General features: G+C 33.0%; 6 protein-coding genes. 5 read left to right on the plus strand and 1 reads right to left on the minus strand.

The window, feature by feature from the left end; translation table 11 throughout:
* Positions 1-3: 3 nt before the first annotated feature.
* The 4 genes from RV15_RS10820 (at position 4) to RV15_RS10835 (ending at position 4,438) form a co-directional block, all read left to right on the plus strand.
* Positions 4-1,422, plus strand: a complete 1,419-nt coding sequence (locus RV15_RS10820; protein WP_071878063.1) for an MATE family efflux transporter — start codon at positions 4-6, stop codon at positions 1,420-1,422.
* Between the two features lie 175 nt (positions 1,423-1,597).
* Positions 1,598-2,716 carry an LCP family glycopolymer transferase gene (locus RV15_RS10825; RefSeq protein ID WP_071878064.1) on the plus strand — a complete coding sequence of 373 codons (1,119 nt, stop codon included), beginning with the start codon at positions 1,598-1,600 and terminating at the stop codon, positions 2,714-2,716.
* 130 nt (positions 2,717-2,846) lie between these two features.
* Entirely contained in the window at positions 2,847-3,548 is a 702-nt protein-coding gene (nagB, locus tag RV15_RS10830; protein ID WP_071878065.1) for a glucosamine-6-phosphate deaminase, read from the plus strand.
* A gap of 185 nt (positions 3,549-3,733) precedes the next feature.
* Positions 3,734-4,438, plus strand: a complete 705-nt coding sequence (locus RV15_RS10835; protein WP_071878066.1) for an MgtC/SapB family protein — start codon at positions 3,734-3,736, stop codon at positions 4,436-4,438.
* Positions 4,439-4,543: 105 nt separating this feature from the next.
* Here RV15_RS10835 and RV15_RS10840 read toward each other — a convergent pair whose 3' ends face one another.
* Entirely contained in the window at positions 4,544-5,368 is an 825-nt protein-coding gene (locus RV15_RS10840; protein WP_071878067.1) for a DUF92 domain-containing protein, read from the minus strand.
* 180 nt (positions 5,369-5,548) lie between these two features.
* On the opposite strand from RV15_RS10840, the gene RV15_RS10845 reads away from it, so the two are divergent.
* Positions 5,549-6,670 (plus strand): AI-2E family transporter, encoded by a 1,122-nt coding sequence (locus tag RV15_RS10845; RefSeq protein WP_071878068.1) that lies wholly within the window; start codon positions 5,549-5,551, stop codon positions 6,668-6,670.
* Positions 6,671-6,768: the final 98 nt, after the last annotated feature.

Genomic DNA, 6,768 nt, shown 5'->3' on the forward strand with positions numbered 1-6,768 from the left:
AAAATGAGAAAGAGAATTTTGACAAGTTTATCTTATACATTTACATCAAATATGGTTAATTTGTTTACATCGTTTTTTTTAATCATTTTTGTGCCTAAATTTATTGGTGTTGAACTATATGGTTATTGGCAACTTTATATATTTTATACTACATACCTTCAATACGTGACTTTTGGTATACCAGAAGGAATATATTTAGAATTTGGCGGTAGTCATTACAATGAGTTGCCCAAAAAAAGTTTAAGAAATCAATTTTTGAATTTATTTGTTGTTTCTTTGTTCTGTATGCTATTGCTAATTTTTGTTGGAATCTATGGAATTTCAACCGATTCCCAGAAAAGTACGGTACTTATATTTTCAGCAATAGCTTTACTATTGATAGTACCCAGGTCTGTTTTAACCTATGAGTTACAGGCTACTGATGAACTTAAATTATTTTCTGTAGCTATGATTTTGGAAAAAATGTTATTAATAATTGGAATAATAAGTCTGGTTATTTTAAGAGTGACAAAGTTTGAATATTTTATTATTGTGGATCTTTTTTCTAAACTTGTTACGAATATATTATTAGTATATGTATCACGATCTTTGGTTTTTGGAAAGATCAAGTCTCTCAGTATAGGAATTAAAGATTCAGTTTATTTTTGTAAAATTGGAATCAACGTTACCTTATCTAATCTTAGTAGTATATTAGTTATGGGGATCATAAGAATGAGCATTGAGTTAAAATGGTCTATTCAAGTTTTTGGAAAAATATCTTTAATTATCAGTATGACAAATATGATAATGGTATTTATCAATTCCATTTCGATTGTATTTTTTCCGATTTTAAAAAGAATGGAAAGTAATAAATTGAAAGAGGCTTTTAAATACATTGATAAACTATTATCTAGTCTAATACTGAATATTCTATTTTTATATTTTCCGATTTATCTTTTTCTCCAACTATTCCTTCCTGCATATTCTTCAGGGCTAAAATATTTAGCATTTATATTTCCAATGACAATTTTTGAAAGTAAAATTGCTATGCTATATAATACATATCTCAAAGTTTTGCGAATGGAAAGAAAGTTGTTACAAGTAAATATCTTAATGGTTTTAATGACAATAGTTGTTATTTATCCAGTTATTTGGATATTTGAATCCCTTGATGGTGCAGTATTTATGATAACAATAGTTTCTATTTTGAAAAGTTATTTTTTTAGAAGAATATTGAATGCCAAATTAGAAATTAATCAGTCAGCTTCGATTCCATGGGACAGTATTATTGTGTTAACATTCGTTTGTTGTAGTATCTTTTTTAGTTTAAATCAAGTATTTCTTATTATGTTAATTATAGTTAGCGTATTTAATGTTTATAATTTCTCCAAAAATAGAAATGCATGGAGACATTTGAAAGAAAACATAAATTCCAATAGTTAAAATTTAGTTAGGTATAATGAACATTTGTAACGATGAGAGTACCTGAAGTTACTGTATCACTATTTTACAAATATATTAAGATATCATGCTAATTTCCCAAAAAAGTTGCTACATGATTCAAATTGTGAGAAAATAGGTTTCATGAATTATTCTTGCAAAAATGAGGAAGTGTCTTATGAACCTATGGAAAAAAGTAACATTAACTGCTTTAGGAGTAGTCCTTGTTTCAGTTGCGGGTTTTTGCGCATACGGGATTAAAATTTATTCTGATGCAACTGGTACAGTTAAAGGTGTGTATGAATCGATTGATCGGACTTCTAAGAGAAGACAAAGCGCGGTCAATATTGATGCACAAGAACCTTTTTCAGTTTTACTAATGGGAATTGATACTGGAGATTTAGGCCGAACAGAACAAGGGCGTTCTGATACTACGATGGTAGTTACTATTAATCCTAAAGAACAAAAATCTACAATGATTAGTTTGGATCGGGATATTTTAACTGATATTGTTGGATATGGCACAGAAGATAAGCTGAATCATGCTTATGCATTTGGTGGTGCGAAGATGGCGATTGATACAGTCGAAAATCTATTGGATATTCCAATTGATAGTTACGTATCGATCAATATGAAAGGTATGAAAGATTTAATTGATGCTGTAGGTGGCATTGAAGTGGATAATCCATTTGAATTTACACTAGATGGTATTACGGTTCCAAAAGGTCATATTAAGCTAGATAGTGAGACTGGCTTAGCCTATGCGCGTATGCGTGAAGAAGATCCAGAAGGCGACATTGGGCGTCAACGTCGTCAAAGAGAAGTCGTTGAAAAAATTGTTAATAAAGTCATCAGTTTGGATGGTATTACTAAATATAGAAAAATTTTAGATGCGGTAAAAGATAATGTGAAAACGGATCTAACGTGGGATAATATGGTAGATATTCAAAAGAAATATATTCCTGCTTTCAAAGATATTGATTCTTTACAATTAGAAGGTGAAGGTCAAGAAATTGGCGGTATTTACTATCAAATTCTAGATCCAACGAAATTATATGACGTACAGACGAATTTACGGGCACAATTAGGCTTGCCTGAGAACAAAGACATGCAGGCAAAAGATAATAGTAACTACAGTAATTATACGAATGGTAATGAGGCAGGCACATATGAATATGGCGGCGATGTATCTGAAACAACTAATAATTATGGTTATAATCAAGATATCGCAAATGCTGATGGTTCTAGCTATACGGATCCAAATGCTGTAGATGAGGTATATTCGGACGGTTATTAAGCAGAAAACTTCTATTCTTAAGAAAGAATAGAAGTTTTTTTATATTCTGTCCAGTTTAGACTAGAAATCTATTTTATAGGGTGGTATAATTGGACTATACCAAATCTGAACATAAGGGAGTAATTTTTTTATGGAAATTATCAAAGTAGCGAACGCTGAAGAAGGCGGAAAGAAAGCATTTGAACTAATCAAAGAAGGCATGAACAATGGTGCGAAAGTTTTAGGTCTGGCTACAGGAAGCACACCGGAAACTTTATATAAAGAAATGACTACAAGTAATTTAGATTTTACAGAGATGACTTCTGTGAACTTGGATGAATACGTTGGACTAGGTGGAGACGATGATCAAAGTTACCGTTATTTCATGAATGATCAACTATTTAATAAAAAACCATTCAAAGACACATATGTACCAAATGGTAAAGCAGCAGATCTAGCAGCTGAATGCAAACACTATGAAAGTATTATCGATAGCAATCCAATCGATATTCAAATCTTAGGTATTGGTCAAAATGGACATATTGGTTTTAATGAACCAGGAACACCTTTGGATAGCTTGACTCATGTTGTTGAGTTAACAGAATCGACAATCAATGCCAATAAACGCAATTTTGAAAAAGTGGAAGACGTACCAACAAGAGCGGTTTCTATGGGAATCGGTTCAATCATGAAAGGTAAAAAAATGATTTTAATGGCCTATGGCGAAGCCAAAGCAGATGCAATCAAAGGTATGATCGATGGACCTGTTTCTGTTGATTTACCAGCTAGTGCGTTACAAAATCATTCAGATGTTGTTGTAATCGTTGATGAAGCTGCAGCAAGTAAATTATAAAAAAAGTAGATAGGCCTTAAGTATAACAATTACTTCAGTGTATACGATTTATCTGGATTTTACGTGGTTGGGATATGACTCACAGAGTTATATCTCAGCCATGTTTTTTTATAAAATGAACATCAATCTCTTAAATAAAATTAGTGCTATAATAAAATAGTAGAGTAAGAGGAGGAATAAATGTAATGGATTTAAATTTAACAGTTCCTGAAATCATTATCCGACTATGTTTGGCGATGTTGATTGGTGGAACCATTGGCTTTGAACGACAGTATAAAAATCGTCCTGCAGGTATGCGGACGCATATTTTAGTTTGTATGGGGGCAACGATCATTGCACTGATTCAAGTTGAGATAGCCGCTAGCGCATTGCAAGATGCGGTAAATCATCCTGAGTTGGTCGGTGTGATTCGTTCAGACCAAGCACGTTTGATTGCCCAGGTAGTTAGTGGAATTGGTTTTTTAGGAGCAGGAACGATTATTGTGACCAAGCAATCAGTAACTGGTTTGACAACTGCGGCTTCTTTGTGGGCTATTGCAGGATTAGGAATTGCGATTGGCATGGGCTACTACGCAATTGCCATCACTAGTTTTATTGGTGTTTTCATTGCTTTAACTGTAGTAAGAAGAGTAATTCATGTGCCGACAACAAAAAAACTAGAAATTCGCTATATACACAAACAAGAGACCAAAGAATTTATCAATCAATATTTTGAAGAGCATAAAATTGAAATTGAAGATGTAAACTTTAATGTGGTTTTAGCGGATGATAATCAAATTTACACCAATATTTATACGATTGATTTACCAAAAGGAATGACGTACGCTGAAGTTATAGAAGATTTATCCATTTATAAAAACATAACGAAACTTCGTCTAGTCAGTATTTAAATAGCTTTAATAGTCTGACAAAATCTGTTCCCACCGTCTATATTGGATAGGATGTGAAACAAAAGTAATATTCATTTTTGTTTCATATCCACTTTTTGCTGTACATTACTGAATATAATGAAGAATAAACCAACTGAACAAGACTGTGAAACAACTACTAAAAAAATTAACCCAATCGTTTGATAACCAAGAGATACCGTGGATTTGTTTGGTTTGCTGTAGATGATGATATCGTTGTTCAGTAAGTTTTCCACAGATGCTACAGCGATAGGTTACTTGTAGAGTTGCGCCTAACAAACTATCCACAAGAGAAGTAACAATACCGCAAATAAAGGGCACAATGACGATTAAGCTTATTGGAAGTACAGAAGCATGATACCAGCTGTAAAACAGCCAAAATGAAAGTGAGATCAGTAAGCTACCTAAAAGTGAAGCAACACTACCAAGAATAGAAATACCACCAGAAAGACCTGGCTCAATCGGTTTAAATGAAACGATTGAGCGTGGTACTTTTTTACTTAAAATACCGATCTCAGAGCCAAAGGTATCTGCCGTAGCTCCTGCGATTGCGCTAACATAGCCAATCAAGAATAGTGGCTTTTTTGTATAATAGAATAGAATCAAGGAGATAATCGCAGGAAGACTATGCGCAAAAACTTGCCATGCATCTCTCGCATGTCCTTTTGCCGTAACGGATTCGACTTTAGTTATGTTCATCATTTTTTTTGCTAAATGAATACATCCTGAACTAGTAAAAAATATTATTATTAGGCCCCAAGTCGGCCATGGACCAAATCCGCAAATAATTGTCGCAACAAAAATCAAAGCTAAAGCACCAGACTTCGTAACGAAATGTGTGATATAAGAGAGCATAGCGATTACGCTGCCGACAATAAACCCTAGAAGTAATTTATATAATAAAATAGTCATACTGCACCTCTTGAAATAATTGATTTAGAAAAAACATATGTAGACAGTAAGTATATCATGGAATGATCATTAAAATTAAAGAGATAAATTATTTCATAAGATAACAGGCTAAGGCAAAAATTCTCTTTTTATAGTAGCAAAGAATGGTAGAATAAAAGTATCATCTATTGGAGGTTATGTATGGGTTCTCTCTTTAAGCAATCGAAGTTATTATTTTGGACAGTAGAAATTGTACTAACAATTATCGGCGTTTTCTTTTTATTAAAGATGCCAAATGTTTTTAGTCCGATTTTAGGAATGGTGTCTGCTGTTTTTATGCCGTTATTGATCGCGGGCTTTCTATATTATATGTTTGATCCAATCGTCGTATTTTTAGAGAAACGAGGTCTTCCGAGAATTGCCGGTTTTCTACTTTCTTTTGCAATTTTACTTGTATTGATTGCAATTGTGGTCATGAATGTTGTCCCTCAGTTAGTGAATCAGTCAGTAGAGTTAAGTCAGTCACTTCCTAGTTATGCAGAAGAGATGAATCAATGGTTAAACGATTTAGGCAATTTGGAGGGAATGAAAGAGTTTAACATTCAAGAACAACTAGATAAGGCCAATATTACGGTCAGTAATATTTTAAACTTTGCGATTGTAGGAGTTACTAGTAGTCTATCTAAAATAGTTGGTGTTTTGATGAGATTCTTTATTTTACTTTTTACTGTGCCATTTATCTTGTTTTTTATGTTTAAAGATGGTCATAAATTTTTGGATGCAATGTCTCATTTCTTTCCCAAAAGTATTCGCAGTGAATTACGTCAGACAGTCAAAGAAATGAATCAAACATTGTCAGCGTATATTAGTAGTACCGTTTTAGATGCTTTGATCATTGGTGTCTTAAGCTTTATCGCGATGACGATTTTTAAACAGCCCTATAGTCTGCTGTTGGCTGTCTTTTGTGGAATGACCAATATTATTCCTTATGTTGGACCCTTTATTGGTGCAGTTCCAGCCATTCTAGTGGGCTTGTTTATTTCACCGTGGCAAGCACTCTATATGGCAATATCGATTTTAGTCATCCAACAATTGGATGGTAATTTGATTAAGCCTTTACTAATGGGAAAATCATTGAATATTCATCCGTTAACGATCATACTAGTATTGATCGCATCTGGAAGTGTTGGTGGAATTATTGGGATGTTGATTTGTATTCCTGTATATGCTGTGATCAAAACGTTAGTTATTAATATTTCTAAAATTTACAGCATAAGAAAAGAAGGTAAAGAAACTATATCAGATAATAGAATCGCTGAGTAAATCTAATATTTCAATAAAAAATAAGGCTGGAATAAAACTACGTTGAGTTTTTATCCAGCCTTATTTGAGGTTCTATAATATATTGTGTTGGTGGAAAT

The sequence above is a fragment of the Enterococcus silesiacus genome, from assembly GCF_001886225.1.
GTDB lineage: Bacteria > Bacillota > Bacilli > Lactobacillales > Enterococcaceae > Enterococcus_L > Enterococcus_L silesiacus.

What these genes read in the sequence shown, in the direction of transcription:
- RV15_RS10820 (WP_071878063.1), top strand. Translation starts at nt 4, where the DNA reads ATGAGAAAGAGAATTTTGACAAGTTTATCTTATACATTTACATCAAAT.
- RV15_RS10840 (WP_071878067.1), bottom strand. Translation starts at nt 5,368, where the DNA reads ATGACTATTTTATTATATAAATTACTTCTAGGGTTTATTGTCGGCAGC.
- RV15_RS10825 (WP_071878064.1), top strand. Translation starts at nt 1,598, where the DNA reads ATGAACCTATGGAAAAAAGTAACATTAACTGCTTTAGGAGTAGTCCTT.
- RV15_RS10845 (WP_071878068.1), top strand. Translation starts at nt 5,549, where the DNA reads ATGGGTTCTCTCTTTAAGCAATCGAAGTTATTATTTTGGACAGTAGAA.
- RV15_RS10835 (WP_071878066.1), top strand. Translation starts at nt 3,734, where the DNA reads ATGGATTTAAATTTAACAGTTCCTGAAATCATTATCCGACTATGTTTG.
- nagB (WP_071878065.1), top strand. Translation starts at nt 2,847, where the DNA reads ATGGAAATTATCAAAGTAGCGAACGCTGAAGAAGGCGGAAAGAAAGCA.